This window comes from Arthrobacter sp. ISL-85, from assembly GCF_018613675.1.
In the GTDB taxonomy this organism is placed as follows: Bacteria; Actinomycetota; Actinomycetes; order Actinomycetales; family Micrococcaceae; genus Arthrobacter.
Genome location: NZ_JAGGPQ010000011.1, coordinates 58,663 through 79,328, shown reverse-complemented (window position 1 = coordinate 79,328; position 20,666 = coordinate 58,663). Strand labels below are relative to the sequence as shown.

The 20,666-nt window shown below is 66.2% G+C and carries 20 protein-coding genes; 6 read left to right on the top strand and 14 right to left on the bottom strand.

Going from position 1 to position 20,666, the window contains the following annotated elements:
• The first annotated feature begins 32 nt into the window (after positions 1-32).
• Positions 33-746, top strand: coding sequence for a DUF4166 domain-containing protein (locus J7I84_RS08455; RefSeq protein WP_214943340.1), 714 nt, complete (start codon positions 33-35; stop codon positions 744-746).
• On the opposite strand, the gene J7I84_RS08450 is transcribed toward J7I84_RS08455, so the two are convergent.
• From J7I84_RS08450 to J7I84_RS08410, 9 genes are all read right to left on the bottom strand, one after another.
• Positions 747-1,739, bottom strand: coding sequence for a hypothetical protein (locus J7I84_RS08450; RefSeq protein ID WP_214943871.1), 993 nt, complete (start codon positions 1,737-1,739; stop codon positions 747-749).
• Between the two features lie 104 nt (positions 1,740-1,843).
• The gene (locus tag J7I84_RS08445; RefSeq protein WP_214943338.1) at positions 1,844-2,251 is read right to left on the bottom strand and encodes a chorismate mutase; all 408 of its coding nucleotides are present in this window, start codon (positions 2,249-2,251) and stop codon (positions 1,844-1,846) included.
• Between the two features lie 101 nt (positions 2,252-2,352).
• The gene (locus J7I84_RS08440; protein ID WP_214943335.1) at positions 2,353-4,068 is read right to left on the bottom strand and encodes an ABC transporter ATP-binding protein; all 1,716 of its coding nucleotides are present in this window, start codon (positions 4,066-4,068) and stop codon (positions 2,353-2,355) included.
• Entirely contained in the window at positions 4,065-5,093 is a 1,029-nt protein-coding gene (locus tag J7I84_RS08435; RefSeq protein ID WP_214943332.1) for an ABC transporter permease, read from the bottom strand. Before J7I84_RS08435 ends, J7I84_RS08440 begins: the two co-directional genes overlap by 4 nt.
• Position 5,094: 1 nt before the next feature.
• Positions 5,095-6,186 (bottom strand): ABC transporter permease, encoded by a 1,092-nt coding sequence (locus tag J7I84_RS08430; protein ID WP_214943329.1) that lies wholly within the window; start codon positions 6,184-6,186, stop codon positions 5,095-5,097.
• A gap of 127 nt (positions 6,187-6,313) precedes the next feature.
• Positions 6,314-7,954 carry an ABC transporter substrate-binding protein gene (locus tag J7I84_RS08425; RefSeq protein ID WP_214943326.1) on the bottom strand — a complete coding sequence of 547 codons (1,641 nt, stop codon included), beginning with the start codon at positions 7,952-7,954 and terminating at the stop codon, positions 6,314-6,316.
• 270 nt (positions 7,955-8,224) lie between these two features.
• Positions 8,225-9,358, bottom strand: coding sequence for a tRNA 2-thiouridine(34) synthase MnmA (gene mnmA / locus J7I84_RS08420; RefSeq protein WP_214943323.1), 1,134 nt, complete (start codon positions 9,356-9,358; stop codon positions 8,225-8,227).
• A 125-nt stretch (positions 9,359-9,483) separates the two neighbouring features.
• A complete protein-coding gene (locus J7I84_RS08415) occupies positions 9,484-10,713 on the bottom strand; it encodes a cysteine desulfurase family protein (protein ID WP_214943320.1) in 1,230 nt (409 codons plus the stop codon).
• Positions 10,714-10,757: 44 nt separating this feature from the next.
• On the bottom strand, positions 10,758-11,423 hold the full coding sequence (locus tag J7I84_RS08410) for a metalloregulator ArsR/SmtB family transcription factor (RefSeq protein ID WP_214943317.1): 666 nt from the start codon (positions 11,421-11,423) through the stop codon (positions 10,758-10,760).
• A gap of 89 nt (positions 11,424-11,512) precedes the next feature.
• On the opposite strand from J7I84_RS08410, the gene J7I84_RS08405 reads away from it, so the two are divergent.
• Entirely contained in the window at positions 11,513-11,935 is a 423-nt protein-coding gene (locus J7I84_RS08405; RefSeq protein WP_214943314.1) for a hypothetical protein, read from the top strand.
• A gap of 127 nt (positions 11,936-12,062) precedes the next feature.
• On the opposite strand, the gene J7I84_RS08400 is transcribed toward J7I84_RS08405, so the two are convergent.
• On the bottom strand, positions 12,063-12,758 hold the full coding sequence (locus tag J7I84_RS08400; RefSeq protein ID WP_214943311.1) for a hypothetical protein: 696 nt from the start codon (positions 12,756-12,758) through the stop codon (positions 12,063-12,065).
• A gap of 196 nt (positions 12,759-12,954) precedes the next feature.
• Here J7I84_RS08400 and J7I84_RS08395 point away from each other — a divergent pair, with 196 nt between their 5' ends.
• The 4 genes from J7I84_RS08395 to J7I84_RS08380 all read left to right on the top strand — a co-directional run bounded on the left by J7I84_RS08395 (position 12,955) and on the right by J7I84_RS08380 (position 16,073).
• Positions 12,955-13,896, top strand: a complete 942-nt coding sequence (locus J7I84_RS08395) for a J domain-containing protein (RefSeq protein WP_214943309.1) — start codon at positions 12,955-12,957, stop codon at positions 13,894-13,896.
• A 23-nt stretch (positions 13,897-13,919) separates the two neighbouring features.
• On the top strand, positions 13,920-14,387 hold the full coding sequence (locus tag J7I84_RS08390; RefSeq protein WP_214943305.1) for a tRNA (cytidine(34)-2'-O)-methyltransferase: 468 nt from the start codon (positions 13,920-13,922) through the stop codon (positions 14,385-14,387).
• A gap of 209 nt (positions 14,388-14,596) precedes the next feature.
• Positions 14,597-15,205, top strand: coding sequence for a sigma-70 family RNA polymerase sigma factor (locus tag J7I84_RS08385; RefSeq protein ID WP_214943302.1), 609 nt, complete (start codon positions 14,597-14,599; stop codon positions 15,203-15,205).
• A gap of 10 nt (positions 15,206-15,215) precedes the next feature.
• A complete protein-coding gene (locus J7I84_RS08380; RefSeq protein WP_214943870.1) occupies positions 15,216-16,073 on the top strand; it encodes an anti-sigma factor domain-containing protein in 858 nt (285 codons plus the stop codon).
• 63 nt (positions 16,074-16,136) lie between these two features.
• On the opposite strand, the gene J7I84_RS08375 is transcribed toward J7I84_RS08380, so the two are convergent.
• The 4 genes from J7I84_RS08375 to J7I84_RS08360 form a co-directional block, all read right to left on the bottom strand.
• Positions 16,137-16,916 carry a PIG-L deacetylase family protein gene (locus J7I84_RS08375; protein WP_214943292.1) on the bottom strand — a complete coding sequence of 260 codons (780 nt, stop codon included), beginning with the start codon at positions 16,914-16,916 and terminating at the stop codon, positions 16,137-16,139.
• Positions 16,917-16,920: 4 nt separating this feature from the next.
• Entirely contained in the window at positions 16,921-17,868 is a 948-nt protein-coding gene (locus tag J7I84_RS08370) for an electron transfer flavoprotein subunit alpha/FixB family protein (protein ID WP_214943288.1), read from the bottom strand.
• A 13-nt stretch (positions 17,869-17,881) separates the two neighbouring features.
• Positions 17,882-18,673, bottom strand: coding sequence for an electron transfer flavoprotein subunit beta/FixA family protein (locus J7I84_RS08365; RefSeq protein ID WP_251046325.1), 792 nt, complete (start codon positions 18,671-18,673; stop codon positions 17,882-17,884).
• 237 nt (positions 18,674-18,910) lie between these two features.
• Positions 18,911-20,500 carry a S1C family serine protease gene (locus J7I84_RS08360; protein ID WP_214943284.1) on the bottom strand — a complete coding sequence of 530 codons (1,590 nt, stop codon included), beginning with the start codon at positions 20,498-20,500 and terminating at the stop codon, positions 18,911-18,913.
• Positions 20,501-20,666: the final 166 nt, after the last annotated feature.

The window sequence follows — 20,666 nt, the reverse complement described above, 5'->3', positions numbered from 1 at the left end:
GGCGCCGGCACACGCAGCGGGAGGTCCACGTCATGAGCGTCCCCATCTACCGGCAGGCCCTGGGCGCGGAGTTTTCCCGGCTGCAGCCCGAACTCCAGGAGTACTTCTCGCTGGCCCCGGGTTCGGGCCAATATGGCGTAGGGGAAGGAACGTTCGACGTCGTCGGGTGCCGGCAGCGGTGGCTGCGCCCTTTGCTGCGGCTGACAACGGGCGAAGAGGCCTTTTTCCCTGAATACGGTGAGAACATCCCGTTCCGGATCGAGAACCACGCGCACCAGGATCCGTTCGGCCGTTCCAGCCTGACCGCCCGCCGTGAAATCCGCTTCCCGGAACGTACCCGGCTCTTCCAGGACACCACCAGCGTCACCAACCCTGGCGGCAGCACGCAGCTAGTGGATTACGTGGGGCGGGACCGGCGCCTGGTGACGGACCTGAACCTGAGTGTCACCGCTCAAGGCCGGCTGCGTGGTTTGTCGGAGGCATCGCGGCTCTTCGTGGGCCCTCTCCGGGTGCCGCTGCCAGCAGCCTTGGACGCCAAGGCCTACGCCGAGCAGTGGTGGGACCCGGCCGATGGCAGCAATGGGCGGCACCGCATCCAGGTCAAAGTCATCCAGCCGCAGATCGGCCTGGTCCTGGTCTACGCGGGGGCCTTTGATTATCGCTTGCGCCCATACACCGGTGGCAGTTCCGCCCAAAGCTACCTGCCCCGCTACGCTCAGCCGGACCGGTGGGAGAACAGGGTGTAGCTAACCCAGCGCCTGCTGGTTCAGGCCGTCGGCCACCTGCGTAAGCCTGCCCAGGACGGCAGTGGCCTGGGCAGGTGTATGGCCGGCAAGCCCTGCTGACGGCGTCACCCGGACGGCGGCGAGCAGCGACGGCGGCAGGCCCAGCTGGCGCCAGGGACGCCATACCGATTCCACGCACTCGCCAACTTTGGGCAGCAAACCGGCGGAGGGCACGTCCAGGGCGCCGGCCCAGAAGTGTTTTCCAGCCTCCACTGCTCCGGCCACCTGCTCCCACTGGCGGTTGGTCAAAGCCTTCAGCGGCAATGCGATGCCGTCAGCCCCCGCGGCGAGGGCCAGCTCGATCGGGGCTTCGACCTCCGGGAACGAAACCACAACCTCAGCTGCGCCGGCTTCGCGCAGGGCGTCCAGGACCAGGCGCCATGACTCACGTGCTTCCGATGCCGCTACCGCACGGAGGGTGCGGTAACCGCTGGACGTGGGTATGGTTCCGGCCAGCACGGACGCGATGTCGGGCTCGTCCATCTCCACTATCAACCGGGCGCCCGGAGCGGCCGCAGCCGCCCTGCCAAGGTACCCGGACACTCCCGCTGCGAGCGAGGCGGCCAGGTCCCGGCGGGCGCCGTAGTCCAGCAGCGCGCGCTCCCCGTTGTGCAGGTGCAGCCCGGCGGCAAGGCTGAGCGGTCCCACCAGCTGCACTTTGAGTTCACCAGCCGATACGTCTTCCGCCCCGGCGACATCGGCGAGGACGTTCAAGTCGGTGGACAGCGCGGAGGCTGCCCGCCGCATGTCCTTGCCGGGCCGGTCAACCAGCCGCCACCCGTAGGGCTGGACGTCGACCGCTAATTCCTCCAGGAGTGAAGCGGTACGGCCCAGGGCATCGGAACCAACGCCCCGGTCCGGCAGTTCGGCCAGGAATGGAAGGTGCGGGCTTCCGAGTTCGCCACGGATGATCCTGGTGGCTTCGAGCGGATCGTCGCCGGGCCACGGACCCAGGCCGGTGGCCGTGACTTCGCTGGTCGTGGCCGGGCTGGAACGTTCCGCCCTGGACGGCTCCCCGCCCGGAAGCGAACCGGATCCCGCTTGGTACTGTTCCCGGCTCACGCCAGCGCGGAGGTCTGCGGCCGCTGGTCGGATGAGGCCTGGTGGTCCTCGGCGATGGCCTCGTGGTGGCGGATCACTTCGCCAATGATGAAGTTGAGGAACTTCTCCGCGAACGCCGGGTCAAGGTGGGCGTCCTCTGCAAGGCGGCGCAGACGGGCGATCTGCGCGGCTTCACGCCCGGGGTCACCGGCGGGAAGGCGGTGGGTTGCCTTCAAAAAGCCCACCTTTTGCGTGGCTTTGAAGCGCTCGGCCAGGAGGTACACCAAGGTCGCATCGATGTTGTCAATGCTGGAGCGGATGGACAGCAGTTCAGCCATCACCGATTGGTCCACATGGCCGGCCAGGGAGCTGGCGGATGGATCAAAATCGTCGGAGCCAGGAGAGCTGGGGGTGTGCTGCGTCATGGCTCCAGTCTATGGGAGGCAATGGAATCATCGCGGGTGTGAAGCGCCGGTGCCGGCCGTCTGCCGGCACCGGCGCTGCCCGTTGCGGGATCCTGCAGGGATCAGATGCCCAGCAGTGCCCGGTGCTCCTCCCGGCGTTTTGCCTGTTCAGCCGGGTCCGGCACCGGCAGGGAGGCGATCAGCCGGCGCGTGTAGTCATGTTGCGGGTTGCCCATGACCTGGCTGCCAATCCCCTGCTCCACCAGCTTGCCTTTGTACAAAACGCCTACCCAGGATGACAGGATGTCCACCACCGCCAGGTCGTGGCTGATGAACAGGCAGCCAAAGCCAAACTCTTCCTGGATGTCCCTGAACAGCTCCAGGACCTTCGCCTGCACCGATACGTCCAGGGCCGACGTCGGCTCATCCGCGATCAGCAGCCTGGGGTTCAGGCTCAGGGCGCGCGCCAGTGATGCACGCTGCCGCTGGCCGCCTGAGAGTTCGTGCGGGTACCGTCCCGCGTACGACGCCGGCAGCTGGACCGATTCCAGCAGCTGACCAACCCGCTTGCGCGCCTGGGCATCGCTGGGCCTGGTGTGGATGACCATGGGTTCAGCGATGCACTCGCCGATGGTGAGCTGCGGGTTGAAGGAGGCGGCCGGGTCCTGGAACACGAAGCCAATATCCTTGCGCAGCGGCTTAAAGGTGCGCTCCCGAAGGTTCAGCATCTCGTAGCCCAACACCTTGAGGCTCCCACCGGTGGTCCGGTTGAGCCCGGCAATCGCACGGCCAATAGTGGTCTTCCCGGACCCCGACTCCCCCACCAGGCCAAAGACCTCACCCCTGGACAGGGTGAAGCTGACCCCGTCCACTGCTTTGAAGGCAGGTGTCCCGAGCCGTCCCGGATACTCGATCACCAGGTTGTCGGCGGCGACCAGCACTTCCTCATCCTGGTGGCGCCGTTCGGTAAGACCGGCCGACGCCGAATTGCGGCCCAGGTGCGGCACTGCGGCGAGGAGCTTCCGGGTGTAGTCCTGCCTGGGCTCGGCGAACAGCGTCTTCGCCGGGGCTTCCTCCACGATGTCGCCCTGGTACATCACCACCACGCGGTCCGCCAGGTCTGCCACCACGCCCATGTTGTGCGTGATCAGCACGATGGAGGTGCCGTACTTGTCCCGCAGGTCCCGGAGGAGCTCAAGAATTTCTGCCTGGACAGTGACATCCAGGGCCGTGGTGGGCTCATCAGCCACAATGAGCCCCGGATTCAGTGCCAGGGCCGCGGCGATCACCACCCGTTGCTTCTGGCCGCCGGAAAACTGGTGCGGGTAGTAGTTGACGCGGTGCTCCGGATCCGGAATGCCCACCTTGCCCAGGGCCTCGATGGCGCGGGCCTTGGCTTCCTTGGCCGAGACGCGGCCCCCGCCGTTCGCTCCCGCATGGGCGCGGATACCCTCCGCGATCTGCCACCCCACCGTGAACACGGGGTTCAGGGCGGTGGACGGTTCCTGGAACACCATGGCCACATCACGGCCACGGATCTGGCGCAGCCGGCCGGGACTGAGGCTGATGATGTTGGCGCCGTTGATCAGTACAGCGCCCGAACTCGTGGCGGTTTCCGGGAGCAGGCCCAGGATGGTCTTGGCGGTGACCGTCTTGCCGGAGCCGGATTCCCCCACAATGGCCAGCACCTCACCCGCCTTGACGTCGAGGCTGACATCCTTGACGGCATGCACGTCACCGCCGTCCGTGGTGAAAGTGACCTGCAGGTGGTCGATATCGAGGACTGTTGTGCGTTCGCGGTCCTGCTGGTCGGACAGTGAACCAAGGTTTTCGCTCACGGGTTGCTCAATTCTGTTGCAGGGCCGGATCCATTGGCAGCAGCCGGTGCAGCAGCCGCGGAGCCCTTGCGGTTTGTACGCTTCCGGCCGCGGAGCCGCGGGTCGTTGAGGTCGTTAATGCTTTCGCCCACCAGTGTCAGACCGAGGACTGTCCAGACGATGGCGAGTCCGGGGAACAACCCGGTCCACCAGATGCCAGACGTGGTGTCTGCGAGCGCCTTGTTCAGGTCAAAGCCCCATTCCGCTGCCGAACTTGGCTCGATGCCGAAGCCCAGGAAGCCCAACCCGGCCAGGGTCAGGATGGATTCCGACGCATTGAGCGTGAAGATCAGGGGCAGCGTCCGGGTGGCGTTGCGGTAGATGTGCCGGGTCATGATGCGGACGTTCGATGCGCCCACCACCTTGGCCGACTCGACGAAGGGTTCCGCTTTGAGGCGGATGGTCTCGGCACGGATCACCCTGAAGTACTGCGGGATGAACACCACGGTGATGGAAATGGCGGCGGCCAGGATCCCGCCGAACAGGCTGGACTGTCCGCCGCTGATGACGATGGCCATGACGATGGCCACCAGCAGTGACGGAAAGGCATAGATGGCGTCAGCCACGACCACCAGGATGCGGTCAAGCCAGCCGCCGATGTAGCCGCTCACCAGGCCGAGGATGACCCCGGCGAAGATGGAGAGGACCACCGCCACGATGATGACCAGCAGTGCGGTCTGCGTACCCCAGATCACGCGCGACAGGACGTCGTAACCGCCCACCGTGGTGCCCAGGAGGTGCTTGCCCCCGGGAGCCTGCTGGGTGGGGAAGCTGCCGTCGGCATCAGACAGCTGCGCGAAGCCGTATGGTGCCAGCAGCGGCGCGGCCAGCGCAGTGAGCAGGAAGATGCCGGTGAGGACGAGCCCCACCACGAGCATGAAGCGCTGCAGTCCCATGCTTTTGTTGAAGTGCGAAACAACCGGCAGCCGCCGGAACAAGGGCGCCCGCGGGTTGGCGACGGGTTCGATGGTGGTGTTGGCAGACATTTCAGTACCTCACGCGGGGGTCGATCAGCGCGGCGATGATGTCCACGATGAAGTTGGTGACGGCGACGATGACAGCCAGCAGCACCACGATGCCCTGGACGGCCACGAAGTCGCGCGCCGTGAGGTAGTTGGCAAGCTGGAAGCCAAGGCCTTTCCACTCAAAAGTGGTCTCGGTCAGCACGGCGCCCCCGAGCAGGACGGCGATCTGGAGGCCCATGACCGTGATGATCGGAATTAGCGCCGGTTTGTAGGCGTGCTTGGTGACCAGCCGGAACTCGCTCACGCCGCGCGATCGCCCGGCCTCAACGTAGTCCTTGCCCAGGGTGCCGATGACGTTGGTCCGGACCAGGCGCAGGAAGACGCCGGCCGTCAGGAGGCCAAGTGCCAGCGCCGGAAGGACCGCATGGGACATGACGTCACTTAACGCGGCCATGTTCCCGCTGCGCAGGGCGTCCAGCCAGTAGATGCCGGTAGGGGCCTGCAACGCGGTGAGGGAAAGTTCGGTCCTGGTCCCTGCGCGGCCGGCCACCGGAAGCCAGCCCAGCCACACGGAGAACACTAACTTGAGCAGCATGCCGGCGAAGAAGACCGGAGTGGCGTAGAAGAGGATGGCCAGGATCCGCAGCACGGCGTCCGGCAGGTGGTCGCGGCGGTGGGCCGCTACCATGCCCAGCGGAATGCCCACCAGCAGCGCCACAATAATGGCGTTGATGGACAGCTCCAGCGTGGCTGCGCCGTAGGTGGTGAGCATCTCGGTGACCTTGCGGTTGTCCGAGAGGGTGGTGCCGAAGTTCCCTGTGACCAGTTGGCCCAGGTATTCGAAGTACTGCATCATCAGGGGCCGGTCGTAACCGGCGGCATGGATCCTTTCCTGCAGCTGTTCCGGGGGCAGCCGGCCGCCCATGGCGGCGGTGATGGGGTCACCGGTGATCCGCATCAGGAAGAAGACCATGGTGACGAGGATGAGGATGGTAGGGAAGATCAGCAGGAAGCGGACCAGGATGTACTGGCCCAGCCCTCCGCCTGCCTGCTTTTTCTTGAGCGGAAGGAGTGCGTCGGCGTCACTGGGTGGCGCGTCAATCAAAGTTGTCATCGGTACCTGGATTCGTGGTGACCGGGAGCCAGCAGTCCCCTCGGTGCTGGCTGATGACCGGCAAAAGGCGGGACACCGTTGCGGCGTCCCGCCTCTGGCCTGTCAGAGCCCGATGGGGGTGGAGTGCTTACTTGGACAGGACGCCAAGGCGGGTCTTGAAGGAGGGGTCAAGGGTCTTCTCGACACCCTTGACGTCCTTCCCTGCCACCAGGAGCTGCGAGCCCTGGAGGAGCGGCAGCGTGGACAGGTCCTTGGCAACAGCCGTCTGGACGTCGCCGATCAGCTTCTGGCGCTCGGTCTTGTCCGGGGTGGTGAGCTGCTTCTGCACGAGGTCCGTTACCGTCGGGTTTTCGTAGTGGTTCTTCAGGAAGTTGCCGGGGATGAAGAACGGCGTGAGGTAGTTGTCCGCATCCGAGTAGTCCGGGAACCAGCCCAGCTGGTACACCGGGTAGGCGTCCGCGGTCCGGGCCTTGGAGTAGGTCACCCATTCGGTGGACTGCAGGTCCACGGTGAACAGGCCCGACTTCTCCAACTGTTCCTTCACCATGGCGTATTCGTCACCGGAGGACTTGCCGTAGTGGTCCGGGTTGTACTGCAACTTCACGTTGACCGGCCCGGTGACTCCGGCATCCGCCAGGACCTTCTTGGCCTTGTCCAGGCTCGGCTTGCCGCTGCCGTCGCCGTACATCTCCTTCATGGGCTGGGTTGCACCCGGAAGGCCGTCCGGGACCACGGAATACGCGGGGACGTAGGTGCCCTTGTAGACCTGGTCGGAGATGGCCTGGCGGTCCACGACGTCCGCCATGGCCTGCCGCACGGCGAGGGCCTTGGCAGGGTTGGCTTCGGGAGTCTTGGCGCCGAAGGGCATGGTGTCGAAGTTGAAGACAATGTAGCGCAGTTCGCCGCCGGGACCCTTGTAGACCTTGACCTTGGAGTCCTTGTCCAGGTCTGCGGCGTCGGTTGCGGTCAGGCTGCGGCCGGCAACGTCGATGTTGCCGCCCTGGACGTCCAGCTTCAGGTTGTTGGAGTCCGCGTAGTACTTGATGACGGCGCTGTCATTGGACGGCTTGCCCAGCAGCCCGTTGTAGTCCGGGTTGCTCTTGAGGCTCACAAGTTCGTTCTTCTTGTACGAATCGATGGTGTAAGGCCCTGCGAACGGCTTACCGGCGACGATGTCCTCATCGCTCATCACTTTGTCAGCGGGGAAGACTTCCTCGTCGACGATGGGGCCGGTGTTGGTGCCCAGGACGCTCGGGAACACCTGGTCGTTACCGGCCTTGAGGTTGAAGACCACAGTGGTGTCGTCCTTGACGTCAACAGACTTGAGGTTGGCCAACAGGGACGCGGGGCCGTTGGGATCGTCAATCTTCACAACGCGGTCGTAGGAGAATTTCACGTCCGAGGCGGTCAGGGCGTGCCCGTTCGCAAATTTCAGGTTGGGCTTCAACTTCACCGTGAACTCAGTGGGTGAAGTGAAGGATGCAGACTCCGCGATGTCCGGGCTGACCTCGGCAGAACCGGGCTTGGAGTTCATCAGGAAGGGATAGACCTGGTTCATCACCAGGAAGGAGCCTGCGTCGTAGGACCCGGCGGGGTCGAGGGTGACGACCTTGTCCGTCGTTCCGAATGTGATGGCACCGCCACCGGCGCTGCCGCCGCTGGCCGTTCCGCCGCCGCCACCCGATGGCCCGGTGCAGGCTGTCAGTGCCAGGGCGGAGATGCCTGCCAGCGCGATGGCGCGGTGCAGGGCCTGTGTGCTCTTGATCATCTGTGAACTTTCTGTCCGATAAGTACGCGCGCCAACGGCCATGGGTGAATATGCCCGGACGCCAGTGCGCAGTGCTGATCCCTAGATTCAATCAGAGAGTGGGCACTCAGGACGGCCAATCCTGTGAGTTGAAACACAAAATTTATCTCGTTGAGATCTTCAGCCGGATGACCCGGTCGCAGAGTGCGCGCTGCAGGTGGGCAGCAGGGCCCCCGGCACAGCAAAGCGCCGTCCCGGCGGCGGCCGGGACGGCGCTTCAGAACATGGGCGTTACAGCGCGGCGCGCTGGAGCGAGCGGGCAGCGTCGATGGTGGCCTGGCCCAGCACCCGGCTTCCTTGGTACAGCACCACGGTCTGGCCGGGGGCGACACCGCGCAGCGGCGTCACCAGCCGGACCACCAACTGGCGGCCGGGCGCTCCGTCCGCGGCCGGCTCCACGCGGGCAGTGGCCGGGACCGGATCCCCGTGCGCCCGGACCTGTGCGAAGCAGTCGAATTCGGCCCCGCTGTGCACCTCGGTGATGGGAAGGCCTGCCCAGGAGACCTTGATGCCGCGGATCTCGTCGATGGCCAGCAGCGCCTCCGGACCCACCACCACCTTGTTTTCCTTTGGCCGGATCTCCAGGACGAAACGGGGCTTGCCGTCGGCAGCAGGAGTTCCGAGCTTGAGTCCGCGCCGCTGGCCGACCGTGAACGCGTTGGCTCCGGGGTGCTCCCCCACCTTGGCCCCCGTCTCGTCCACGATGTCGCCGTTGGCCATGTCAATCTTTTCGGCCAGCCAGCCCGCGGTGTCCCCATCGGGAATGAAGCAGATGTCATGGCTGTCCGGCTTGTTTGCCACCGAAAGGCCCCGCCGCTCTGCCTCAGCCCGCACCTCGGCCTTTGACGGGGTGTCTGCCAGCGGAAACATGGAATGCTTGAGCTGCTCGTGGGTGAGGACGCCCAGGACGTAGCTCTGGTCCTTGGCCCAGTCGGCCGCGCGGTGCAGTTCCCGGTTGCCGTGGGCGTCTTCAATGACCTTGGCATAGTGGCCCGTGCAGACGGCATCGAAGCCCAGGGCTATGGCCTTCTCCAGCAGGGCGGCGAACTTGATGCGTTCGTTGCAGCGCATGCAGGGGTTGGGCGTCCTGCCGGCCGCGTATTCGTCAATGAAGTCCTGGACGACGTCTTCCTTGAACCGCTCGGAGAAATCCCACACGTAGTAGGGAATGCCCAGCACGTCACAGGCCCGCCAGGCGTCCCGGGAGTCCTCGATGGTGCAGCAGCCGCGGCTGCCCGTGCGGAGGGTGCCCGGCATGCGAGAAAGGGCCAGGTGGACGCCAACGACGTCGTGTCCGGCCTCCACCGCGCGGGCGGCGGCAACGGCTGAGTCAACTCCGCCGCTCATGGCTGCTAGTACTCGCATGCTGGCTTTCTGTTGGGGGACGCTTGCTTTCCGGGGCCGTGCTGGACGCGCCGGCCGCGGAAACGATCTTCGGCTATCCATTCTACGGCGGCAGGCAAATCGGACCGAAAGGGCGTTAGCGGCACTCAGGCGCCGCGAAGGGCCTGCCGCGCCTCGGTGCCCGCGGTCTGGATCGAGGACTCGTGCCCGGCCATGCCGGCCTGGCGCGCCCGTGAGTATGCTTCGGGCAGCGCTGCAAGGAGGGCATCGACGTCGGCCTCCGTGGAGGCGTGCCCCAGGCTGAACCGTTGGGCTCCGCGCGCCGTTTCCTCGTCCAGGCCCATGGCCAGCAGCACGTGCGAGGGACGGGGCACGCCTGCCGTGCAGGCCGAACCGGTGGACGATTCGATGCCGGCAAGGTCCAGGAGGAACAGCAATGAGTCCCCTTCGCAGCCGGGGAACGTGAAATGGGCATTGCCCGGAAGCCGGCCTTCCCCGGATGCGCCGCGAAGGACTGCTTCCGGAACCCGTTCGCGGACACCGTCGATCAGGCGGTCCCGCAGGGAAGCGATCCTTGCCGTCTCGGCGGGCAGCGCGGCGGCAACAGACTCGGCAGCGGCAGCGAAGGCAGCGATGGAGGCGGTGTCCAGCGTCCCGGACCGGACGTCGCGCTCCTGGCCGCCGCCATGCTGCACCGGCGTCAGTTTGACGGCCCTCCCCAGCAGGAGTGCCCCGACGCCAACTGGGCCGCCGATCTTGTGTCCGGAAATGGACATGGCGTCAAGGCCCGAATCCTTGAAGTGCACCGGCACCGAGCCGAATGCCTGGACGGCGTCGGAATGCACCGGCACGCCGGCGGCATGCGCCAGTTCCACAATCCGCTTGATGGGCTGGATGGTGCCCACCTCGTTGTTTGCCCACATGACGGTGACCAGCGCCACAGTGCCGGGGTCGCGCGAAAGTTCCGCTTGGAGGACCTCGAGGTCCACTACGCCGTCGCTGCCCACAGGGAGCCACGCCACTTCGGCGCCTTCGTGGCGTTCCAGCCATTCCACGGTGTCCAGCACAGCGTGATGTTCGACGGCGGAGCAGAGAATGCGGCGCCGGATTGGGTTTTCTGCAACCCGGGACCAATACATGCCCTTCACGGCGAGGTTGTCCGCCTCGGTGCCTCCCGAGGTGAAGATAACCTCCGAGGGGTGGGCCCCTGCTGCTGCCGCAATGGCCTCCCGGGCATCCTCGACGGCGCGGCGGGCCCGGCGTCCGGATCCATGCAGGGATGAGGGGTTGCCGGTCCGCGCAAGTTCACGCGTCAACGCGGCGAGCGCGGCAGCGGAAAGCGGCGTGGTGGCGGCATGGTCGAAGTAGGCGGGCATCCTGCAATTCTATCGCGGCCGGCGTCCGTACCCAGTGCGTGGAGTCAGCTCCCACCCCTGATCCTTGCGCAGCAATGACCGGGTCCGGCGGCTGGCGCAACACAGTCTTCCGGGCTGCCGCAGCCAACCGCTGCCCCGCGCAGGAAGGCGCCGTTCATGTCGCACACCACCGCCGTGTGGGCCCGTGACAGCCGGTGGAAGGGGCAGTTGGGCAGCAGGTAGCCGCCTTCCCCGTCGGGCTCCGGCTGATAGCCCGCTTCCGCCAGGAACTCCTCCAGGCCCACGGAACCTTCTGCCAGTTCCCGGCCTTTCCGGAACGCGACGGCACGCAATGAATCTCCCACCGGACCGCCTTCGTCCTGGTTGGCCTCGATGGCCGCAGCCATCAGCTCCCCTGCGAGGTCGTAGTTCCGGTCGGGCACGCTGGCTCCCACTTCACCGCCCACCGGCCGGTACATTTTGGCGGGACGCCCGGAGCCCGGTCCCGTCCTGCCCGCGGGCTTGTGGAACTCCACGGCCAGCAGGCCGTCCTGGACCAGCCTGTCCAGGTGGAAGGAGACGGTGCTGCGTGCCATGCCGGCGGCCTCAGCCACCTCGTCGCGCCCCACCGCCCCTGGCGAGGCGGCGACGAGTTCAAAAAGCTGCAGCCTCTTGGTGTCCGTCAGCGACGCGACGGCAGCAATCCGCTCCGCCCAGGGAAGTCGGTACATGGCGCCTCCAATTCCAAAGTCAAGATCTCTTGATTATAGACCGCAGACCTTCTAAAATTGGCATACCTACTTTTAGAAGGAGTTGCACCATGAAATCAGCATCGGCAATGCGGGCCCAGCATGCACCCAGCACCCTGCCGCCGGCGCGCCAGGCGTTCCTGCTGCTGCGGACCGTCTTCACCGTCGCACCGATCCTCTTCGGCCTGGACAAGTTCACCAACATCCTCACGCACTGGACCGTCTACCTGGCACCGCAGGCAACGGCCATCGTGCCTTTGCAGCCCCAGACCTTCATGTACATCGTGGGAGTTGTGGAAGTCATCGCGGGCATAGCCGTAGCGGTGCTTCCAAAATACGGCTCGTTGCTCGTGGCCGCATGGCTGGCCGGAATCATCGTCAACCTGCTCCTGCTCGGAAGCTTCTACGACGTCGCACTGCGTGACTTCGGGCTGTTGATTGCCGCCCTGGCCCTTAACCGCCTGTCAGTGGGGACCAGCCGAACCGCCGTGTGACTCCGCGGATGTCCCCCGGGCGCGCAGAACAGCGCGGAAGCGCCCCGCGTATTGCAGGCAAGAAGATCCGCCGGCGGCTGAGCCCTCCAGCCGCCGGCGGTCTTCTGCGTCCGGACTAAGCGGAAGCTCAGGCAGACGGCGGCACCAACGGCAGGTACCGGACCACGTCCTGCCGGGCCGCACCCAGTGTTGCAGCGTCCGGGCAGGACACCGATACGTAAGCGGATGAACCAGCGGCGCCAAAGACCCTTGCGAGTACTGCAGTTGACCGTCCCCCGGAAGCTTCCTGCTCAAGGACCAGCACTTCCACGTTCCTGCCGGGAGCCTCCGGGGTACCGCCCCACTGCAAGGTTGCCGTCTTCAGGTAGGAGGGCTGGATGGTTGCGTCCAGGTACTGGAACAGGGCAACGGTGGACTCCCGGTCGTCTCCGCGGACCAGCGCAGCCTGGCCGCTGCTGACCCGGGCGGCAACGATGCAGCCATCGGCCTTGGCATACTGGCTGGCGCCGGCCACATTCTCCTTCACGGGCTTCCAGCCCGGCGCGCCTTTCAGGTCATCTGAAATACCCACGGGTACTCCGGGAGCGAGGTCGCCCCCGGCAGCGAAGGGCAGGTCCCGCGCCGCCACCGCGGCGGCGTCATGGCCGGGAGTGATGGTTGGCGTGGACAGCACCGGAGTGCTGGCGGGGGCCGCCGTGACGGCAGGATCCCGGACATCCACGCTGCATCCGCCCAGCAATACCGCCACCAGGCAGCCAATGGCGGGCGGCACTCCCCCGCGCCCTGCCCTGCCGGCCCGCGTCGCCGTCGTCGGCATCTCCATCTCCACTCCGTCACATCCCCCTTCAGCCGGTGTTCGGCCGCGCAGGCACGAGTCTAGACTCCGGCCACCGGGGAACCCATAAGCCCCGGATGTTCGTTGTCACCGCAGGCGCACCATCGATGCTGGCTAGACTGGGCGGGCACTCCGCCTTGCGGCGGGGAATGAGGAAGCCGCGCACTTAGAGAAGGAAGATTGCTTGACCGAGAGCAGCAGCTCCCATTACCAGGTCCTTCGGGTGGCCGTCACCGCCACCGAGAAAGAAATCAAGGTGGCCTACCGCCGCGCGGCCAGGACGGCGCATCCGGACCACGGGGGTGACGCCGCAACCTTCCGCCGCGTCACCGCCGCCTATGAGACGCTGATCGATCCGCAGCGCCGGAAGGCTTACGACCGCTCCTACGGTGCCGGCCCAGTCCGGGACGCTTCGTCCGACGGCGGCGCGCACTTTGATGCGCCGGCCGCCGGAAGCCGCTCGGCTGCCACCGTCCGAAGGCCCGGCAACGGCAGGAATACCGCGGGAGACCCGCCCGTCTATGTTCCGCCCTACGAAGGCAGCGACGTTCCGCTCATTCCCCTCGCGCAGGCCCGCCGGCAGGTGCACGGGATGCCCCGGAAGCGGGGAATTTTCGGCGCCGAGGCGCGCATCCAGCGGGAGATGCGCACCGTGCAGCTGCTGACCCGGCAGGTGCTGCCCGCCATCCCGGCCGCCCGGCTGATCAACGGGCTGCAGTCGCCGGCAGACAACAGCCATATCGACCACGCCGTCCTTTCCGGCTACCGGCTGGCCCTGGTCAACTCGATGCTCGTGCCCAAGGGGGCCTACGCCTGGGACGGCCGGACCCTCAACCACGGCGGCCGTTCAGTGGCACCCCCGCAGCTTGCCCGGGTGGTGTGGGCCATGCAGGACATCTTTCCGGAGCTCAACGTCACCGGCTGGACCGTGGTGCACAGCCCCGACGGCAACCTCCACGAGCCCGTGATTGATCACCACCGCCGGCCCGCCGGTGCGCTGGAAACCGTCCAGATCGTCAACTCGGCGGGCATGGTGCGCGGCCTGAAGGAGTTTTTGGCATCGGGCCCGGCCCCCAACACCGTGAATATCCCGGTCCTGGCCCGGCTGCTGCGCGGCATGCACTGACGGCGGGTGGCTAGGATGGGGAGGTGTTCCGCATCCTTTTCCATGAACCAGAAATCCCCGGCAATACCGGCAACGCCATCCGTCTGGCCGCCATCACCGGCGCCGAACTGCACCTCGTGGAACCTTTGGGTTTCGACTTCTCCGACGCGAAACTGCGCCGGGCCGGGCTCGATTACCATGACCTCGCCGTCGTCACCGTGCACAAGACCATAGGGGACGCCTGGCAGCACCTGCAGCCTGAACGCGTCTACGCCTTCACGTCGGACGGCACCACCAGTTACACGGACATCGCCTACCGTCCGGGGGACGTTCTGTTGTTCGGCCGTGAATCGGTGGGACTGCCTCCGGAGATGAAGACCGATCCCCACGTGACAGCCACGGTGCGGCTGCCCATGTTGCCGGCCCTGCGTTCCTTGAACCTGGCCAATGCCGCCTCTATTGCGGTGTACGAGGCCTGGCGCCAGCAGGGCTTCGCCGGCGCCAGGATATAGGGAACCGGACGGGCCTGGATGACGGCCTGCCGTAAAAAACCTGCCGGCCACCCATCCATGCTGCCCACGGCGCCGAATGGCTCCTGAAGGCATTCGAGCGGACCAAGGAGCGGCAGGTGACTCTACTGGAGGCAGGTTCCAGGCCGGACAACCGCAGCCGGCACGGCACTGCTGAAGATCCGCCGCCCGGAGACTTATGCTTGAACGTAATGGAAACTCCCAACGCGCCGAATCCCGAGGGCTCCGCCGCGGTGACCGACCCACCTGCCGATCTCAGCCAGCGCCTCTCGGGTCTTTTGGCGGGCATTGCCCGCGGGGACCAGGCGGCTTTCGCCGAGTTCTACCAGCTCACGTCCCGCAGGGTCTTTGGCATGGCGCGCCGGGTCCTGATCGATCCTGAGCTCAGTGAGGACACCACCCAGGAAGTCTTCCTTCAGGTTTGGCAAAACGCCGCAAAGTTCGATCCGCAGGCAGGTAGTCCACTGTCCTGGCTGATGACCATCTCGCACCGCCGGGCCGTGGACAAGGTCCGGTCCTCGCAATCCTCCACGGACCGGGAAGCCAAGTACGGGGCCAGCACGCAGGACATCGACCACGACACCGTTTCCGACGAGGTGGGCAGCCGGCTGGAGGCCGAGGCAGTGGTCCGCTGCCTGGAGACGCTGACCGAAACACAGCAGGAATCCGTGCGCCTGGCCTATTACGGCGGCCTCACGTACCGGGAAGTCGCAGAACGGCTGAATGCAGCAGTGCCCACTATCAAGTCCCGCATCCGCGATGGACTGATCCGATTGAAGACCTGTCTGGGGGTGAGTTGAGATGAACGGAATGGATGAAGGCCGCAAGGGACGTTCACATGCCTTTGGGGACACTGTGGCCATGGACCTTGCGGCAGGCCGTGCCGTCGATCTCGCGGAACTTTACGCCCTGGATGCGGTCACGGAGCAGGAACGCGACGCCATCGACCGTTACATCGCCACGGCCCCCGAGACGGAACGCCGGGCTTTCCTTGAGCGTGTCCGGCAGTCCCGGGAGGCGCTGGTCCGCACGTTCCGTGCCGAGGAGGAGCCGCCGTCGGACCTCTTCCAGCGGATCGTCGCCCAACTTCCTGCCCAATTCCCGGCGCAGGATGGGCTGGACGGGGATGCACAGGCACCAGCCGGAAGCACGGCACCGCTTCTCCGGCAGGAGCCGGTTGATGAACTGGCGCAGGCCCGGAAACGCCGGGAGGAACGGGGAGGCCCGTCCGGCACCCGGCGTTGGCTGATCGGGGTGGCGGCGGCAGCGGCAATCGCCCTGGGCGGTGTGGGCGTGGGCGCCTACGTGGCCGACCAGAATGATCCCGTCAATCAGGTGGCAAGGGCCAACGACCTGCGCGAGGCCTCCGTGAACGTGGTGGGCGGCGGCAAGGCCACCCTCCTGATTTCAGCGTCGGAGGACGCGGCCGTGGTGAAGATGAGCGGTGTGCCCGCTCCCCCGGCCGGGAAGGTATACCAGATGTGGCTCATCCCCAAGGACGGCTCGGCCCCCGTGTCGCAGGGGTTGATGGACGAGCAGGCCCTGTCCAAGCCTGCGGTGGTCGAGGGCATCCACTCGGCGGCCTCCCTGGGCATCACCGTTGAGCCGGCCGGCGGGTCCAAGGCGCCAACCCTGCCCACGGTGGCGGCGGCCCCACTGGGCGCGTAGCACCCGTATCATCCCAAAACGCCCCGTTCCTTTCACCGAAAGGCGCGGCGCGTTTGGGTTGGTTCAGAAACCGGCGATAGTGCCGGGCCCGTTGATTGCCACCACGTGGAATGCTTCGGCGCTGCGGCCCTCAGGGAGGCCTGCCCTGGCGGCGTTGACCTGCATGCCGCGGCGGACGGTGGCTTCCATGGCGGCCACGTCAGGGTGCTGGCTCACGTGGACGTGGATGGCGGCCAGCTTGGCCTCCACCTGGCCGGTGACATCCACGAAGTGGTTCTCCCGTTCCTCCGGTCCCGCGTAAAGCCACAGCCACGGAAGCTTGTACGCTTCCAGGCCTGCTTCCGCCAGTTCAGGGTACGCGAAGGGGTTTTCCAGCGCCGGATACACCGAGCGGGTCACCGCCTCCCCCACGGCCAGGTGGTCGGGATGGCTCTTTTGGATCCGCTGCCAGTTCCGTTCCGGGTGCATGGCAAGGACGACGTCGGGCCGGATTTCGCGGATCAGCCGCACCACCCCTTTCATCACCTCGTGTGACGGCTCGAGGTACCCGTCCCGCTGATGGAGGTAGTGGATGTCCGTGACGCCCACCAACTCCGCGGCACGCCGCTGTTCCGCGTCGCGCATGGCGATGATGTCTGCGCGGTGGGCGGGGTCGAAGCCGCCCGCGTCGCCGTCGGTCATGATGCAGTAACTCACCTGCACGCCGGCCGCCGTCCAGGCGGCGACGGTGCCCGCAGCTCCGAAGTCGATGTCATCAGGATGGGCCGCAAAACAGAGCACCCGCCCAACCCGGTGGGTGTCCGGGTTGAACGGGCTCTGTGCCTGCTCGTGGAAGGCAGTCAAGGAATCAGCCTTTTCGCTTCTTGATCTCGGCTGCTGCCTGTGGCAGGACATCGAAGACGTCGCCGATAATCCCGAAATCCGCAATCTCGAAGACCGGCGATTCAGCATCCTTGTTGATCGCAACAATCACCTGGGATGTCTGCATGCCGGCTTTTTGCTGGATGGCGCCGGAGATGCCGGCGGAGATGTACAGCTGCGGGGAGACGGTCTTGCCGGTCTGTCCCACCTGCGCGTCGTGGCTGATCCACCCGGCATCCGTGGCGGCGCGGGAGGCACCTACGGCCGCGCCCAGGGCATCCGCGAGTTCTTCGACCGGACCGAAGTCGCCGTCCATGCCGCGTCCGCCGGCCACCACGATGCGTGCGTCCGTGAGGTCGGGCCGGCCGCTGGCCGCCTTCTGCTCGCGGGCGGTGATGCGCGCCGCAGCGGCTGCCGCAGGCACTTGCACGCTTGCAGTTCCGGGGCTGGTGGGGGCCGGAGCGGGTTCGGGGGTGACGTTGTTGGCCTTGAGCGTCAGCACGGAAACAGGGGTGGTTGCCCTGCAGGCAGTGGTGTAGGAGCCGGCCAGGACGGACTTGCGTGCCGTGCCGTCCGCTTCCACGGCGACGACGTCGGTGATAACCCCTGCGTTCAGCCGGATGCCCAGCCGGGCCGCGATTTCCTTGCCTTCCGGCGAGTTGTCCAGCAGGACGACGCCGGCACCGGCGGACTCAGCTGCCGCGGCCAGGTAGGCGGCTTTCGGTGCCACCAGGAAGTCATCCAGGTCCTGGGCCGACGGGCGCAGGATGCTGCCCACGCCGTACTCGGCGAAGGTGGCGGCGACGCCGTCGGAAAGGTCTCCATTGAGCGCCACTGTGGTTTCGCCCAGGGAACGCGCCAGGGTCAGCAGCTCAAGGCTGCTCTTCTTGAGCGACGCGCCGGGGTTGTCGATGAATACGAGTACTTGTGCCATGTCGGTGTTCCTCTTAGAGCAGCTTCTGGGCGGCCAGGAAGTCAACCAGCTTGATGCCGGCGTCGCCCTCGTCGGTGATGATGGTGCCTGCAGTCCTGGGCGGCCGCTGTTCCGCGCTGGTCACGGTGGTCCAGGAACCGGCGAAGCCCACCTGCGCGGGGTCAACGCCTATGTCGGCCAGCGACAGCGTGGTGATGCTCTTGCGCTTGGCCGCGATGATGCCTTTGAAGTTGGGGTACCGGGGTTCGTTGATCTGGTCTGTCACGGACACGACGGCGGGCAGCGGCGCCTCCACCGTTTCGGACGAGGTATCCGCGTCGCGGCGGGCCGTCAGCCGGCCGCCGTCGACCTCAAGCGTGGAAGCGAAGGTCACCTGCGGCAACCCGAGCCGCTCCGCCAGCTGCGCCGGGACAAGAGAGGTCTCGCCGTCGGTGGACGCCATGCCGGTGAGGACCAGGTCCACATCGCCCAGGTGGCGGACGGCGGCCGCGAGCGCCAGCGAGGTGGCGGCGGCGTCCGATCCGGCCAAGGCGTCGTCCGTGAGGTGCACCCCTTCGGTGGCACCCATCTGCAGCGACTTCTTGACCGCATTGACAGCTCCGGCAGGTCCCATGCTCAGGGCAATAACCTGGTTGCCCGCCTTGCTTCCGCCACGTGCCTCGGCCAGCTGCAGTGCTGCCTCGAGCGCGTACTCGTCAAGCTCGGACAGGATGCTTTCGTCGCGGTCCGCTGTGTTGTCCACCCCGTTGAGGTGACGGTCGAACTGGGCGTCCGGTACATGTTTGACCAGGACTACGATCTTCAATGTCTCTTCCACTGTTTCTACAGCAGCCTTCCATGCTTGTGGACAGCCAGCCGGGTGGGACATGGCCGCGATATGCCCGGCAGGCGGGTAACCCTAGCTAACCATATCGGCGGCTTGCCGCGCCCTCTTCCGTTAACGCCTGTGTCAGGCTTTTGCCCGGACAGCAGAACGACGGCGGGCGCCCCCGTAGGTGGGGACGCCGCCGTCGTTATTTCCTGGCTTTACTGCTGCCAAACGTTAGCTGGCCGCAGCACCCAGCGTGACGTCGAACGTCTGCTCGCTGCCGCCGCGCTGAACCGTGATCTTGACCTTCGATCCGGCCGGCTGCTCGCGCACGGCCGCCGTCAGCTGGTTGGGTTCGCCGATGGTGAGGTCGTTGAACTTGGTGATGACGTCGCCCACCTTAATGCCGGCCTTTCCTGCGGCCGAGCTGGCGTCAACGGTGGCGACGTCGGCCCCCACCGAGAACTCCGAGGATGCGCCGGACGTGGTCTTGGCCTTGACGCTGACCCCGAGCTGGCCGTGGGAGGCCTTGCCGCCGTCAATGATTTCCTGGGCCACACGCTTGGCGTTGTTGATAGGGATGCTGAATCCGACGCCGATGTTGCCGCTTTGGGACGTGGACGTGCCGGACCCAGCGGAAGCGATCGCCACGTTCACGCCGATGATCTCGCCCTTGCTGTTCACCAGGGCGCCACCGGAGTTTCCGGGGTTGATGGCGGCGTCAGTCTGGATCACGTTGATGGCGATGGAACCGTCACTTGAGTTTTGCTGGCTCTGCCCGCCACCGGGAGGGGCGAACTGGAATCCCTGGTCGCCGCCGCCCTGGCTGTTGTCGCCGCCCTTGGGTGCTGCGGACGATGCCACGCTGATGGTGCGGTTGAGCGTGGAGACGATGCCGTCCGTGACCGTGCCGGTCAGGCCCAGGGGGGAACCGATAGCGATGGCGGTATCGCCAACATTGAGCTTGGAGGAATCACCGAGTGTCGCTGGGGTGAGGCCTGAGGTGTCGTCCACCTTGATGACAGCGAGGTCGGACAGCGGGTCAGTGCCCACCAGCTTTGCGGGCAGGACCTTTCCATCGCTGGTGCGGATTTCAAGGGTTGCGTTGGCGGACTGACCGTCAAGGGTAACGACGTGCGTGTTGGTCAGGATGTGTCCCTGGTCGTCCAGGACAATGCCGGAACCGGTGCCGCCGGAACTGCCGCTGGTGGCGCTGATGGTGACGACGCTCGGCGAGGCCTTCACGGCAGCTGCGGTGATGGCGTTGACATCGTCCTTGTTGTTGACGATGACTGTCCCGGGCTGGTTGCTGCTGCCCACGGTCGAGGTGCTCGAGCTGTTGTGCGCGGAGAGCTCCCCCGCACCGACCGTAGCCACTCCGCCGCCCACCAGGCCCGCGGCCAGGATGCTGGCCACAAGGGTGCCGACGCCGAAGCTTGCCTTCCGGCGCGGCGCGTCCTGCGGGTTGGGGGCCAGGCCAACGCTTCCGTTGGGCTGGCCGTTCTGGTGCTGCTGGCCATATTGTCCGGACTGGCCGTAGAACGGCTGCCGCTGCGGGTACACGGGGCGCGGAGCACCAGGCAACTCCTGCGTGTGGTCGTCGCGCATACGTGGCTGGTCCAGCCGCTCCGTCTGGCCAGGCTGCTGGCCTCCGCCGCTGTAACCGCGTTCCTGCCCCGCCGTCCCGGCGCCGTTCCCATGCTGAGTCGCCGCGTGGCGGTCTCCGGACTGCTGCTGGTCCTGCTGCCCCTGCTGCTGCCAGGGGTTCCGGCCGCCTGCGTGGTTCTCCTCCGGGACCGGTCCTGGGGTTTGATTCTCAGTCATGGGACTTCCTTTCATCCTCGTCTGCCATTAACTATGACGTGTCCCGCTGGAACAAGCTCGGATGTTTGCTGAAAGCTTCCTGAACGCTTCGAGCAAGGCTCTCCTGCCAACAACGCGTTTCGCTGGAGGCATATTCGGTCGCGTGGACGGCCTGTGGGGTGCACCA

Excerpts from the sequence above, each read along its gene's own strand:
- J7I84_RS08455 (WP_214943340.1), top strand. The coding sequence starts at position 33 with ATGAGCGTCCCCATCTACCGGCAGGCCCTGGGCGCGGAGTTTTCCCGG.
- J7I84_RS08445 (WP_214943338.1), bottom strand. The coding sequence starts at position 2,251 with ATGACGCAGCACACCCCCAGCTCTCCTGGCTCCGACGATTTTGATCCA.
- J7I84_RS08435 (WP_214943332.1), bottom strand. The coding sequence starts at position 5,093 with ATGTCTGCCAACACCACCATCGAACCCGTCGCCAACCCGCGGGCGCCC.
- J7I84_RS08430 (WP_214943329.1), bottom strand. The coding sequence starts at position 6,186 with ATGACAACTTTGATTGACGCGCCACCCAGTGACGCCGACGCACTCCTT.
- J7I84_RS08425 (WP_214943326.1), bottom strand. The coding sequence starts at position 7,954 with ATGATCAAGAGCACACAGGCCCTGCACCGCGCCATCGCGCTGGCAGGC.
- mnmA (WP_214943323.1), bottom strand. The coding sequence starts at position 9,358 with ATGCGAGTACTAGCAGCCATGAGCGGCGGAGTTGACTCAGCCGTTGCC.
- J7I84_RS08415 (WP_214943320.1), bottom strand. The coding sequence starts at position 10,713 with ATGCCCGCCTACTTCGACCATGCCGCCACCACGCCGCTTTCCGCTGCC.
- J7I84_RS08410 (WP_214943317.1), bottom strand. The coding sequence starts at position 11,423 with ATGTACCGACTTCCCTGGGCGGAGCGGATTGCTGCCGTCGCGTCGCTG.
- J7I84_RS08405 (WP_214943314.1), top strand. The coding sequence starts at position 11,513 with ATGAAATCAGCATCGGCAATGCGGGCCCAGCATGCACCCAGCACCCTG.
- J7I84_RS08400 (WP_214943311.1), bottom strand. The coding sequence starts at position 12,758 with ATGGAGATGCCGACGACGGCGACGCGGGCCGGCAGGGCAGGGCGCGGG.
- J7I84_RS08385 (WP_214943302.1), top strand. The coding sequence starts at position 14,597 with ATGGAAACTCCCAACGCGCCGAATCCCGAGGGCTCCGCCGCGGTGACC.
- J7I84_RS08380 (WP_214943870.1), top strand. The coding sequence starts at position 15,216 with ATGGATGAAGGCCGCAAGGGACGTTCACATGCCTTTGGGGACACTGTG.
- J7I84_RS08370 (WP_214943288.1), bottom strand. The coding sequence starts at position 17,868 with ATGGCACAAGTACTCGTATTCATCGACAACCCCGGCGCGTCGCTCAAG.
- J7I84_RS08360 (WP_214943284.1), bottom strand. The coding sequence starts at position 20,500 with ATGACTGAGAATCAAACCCCAGGACCGGTCCCGGAGGAGAACCACGCA.